Below are 538 nucleotides of genomic sequence, written 5' to 3' on the forward strand. Positions count from 1 at the left end.
TGTCGCCGATCTGCGCCTGGGCCTGCAGTGGAAACGGCTTGCGCCCGTCCTGCAGGGCCAGCAAGCCGCCGATCTTGCCGGTACCGGCGAGCTTCTGCCCGTGGTACTGGCCCTTGACCTTGAGGGCGAAGGCATAGGCTTGGGCCGCGGCGCCTTTTTCACTGATTTTCTTCGCTTCGCTCTCACCGACTATGTCGCTGAAGGGAATGGGTTTGCCGAGCAGCTCTACCTGCAGGTCAAGTTGGGTTTTCAGGCTCTGGTCGTCCAGGGTCACATGGCCCTTGTCGAAACCGATGGCGCCGATGTCCACCGTCCAGTTGGAAGGCTCGGCCTCGGGGTCCTTCGGGTCGAACTTGAAGGTCCAGTTGGCGCGACCGTCCGCCAGCCGCTGCAGCGCAGCATCGGGCTCGGTCAGATCGATACGCGGGATGCTGACCCGCTGGGCCAACAGGGCCAGGGGCGAGATGCGCAACTCGACCCGTTTGAGGCTGACCATCTGCGGCGCCTTGGACCACTCCGGGTTGCCCAGGGTCAGGTC

1 protein-coding gene is annotated in these 538 nt (G+C 64.3%); it reads right to left on the reverse strand.

Translation table 11 applies throughout. The annotated features are described in order from the left end of the window. Positions 1–538, reverse strand: a 538-nt coding sequence (locus tag Q7C21_RS22840) for an AsmA family protein (protein WP_375151215.1), incomplete at both ends; no start/stop codon positions are given.

The sequence above is a fragment of the Pantoea sp. ANP04 genome (assembly GCF_041982285.1).
Classification (GTDB): Bacteria; Pseudomonadota; Gammaproteobacteria; order Enterobacterales; family Enterobacteriaceae; genus Pantoea; species Pantoea eucalypti.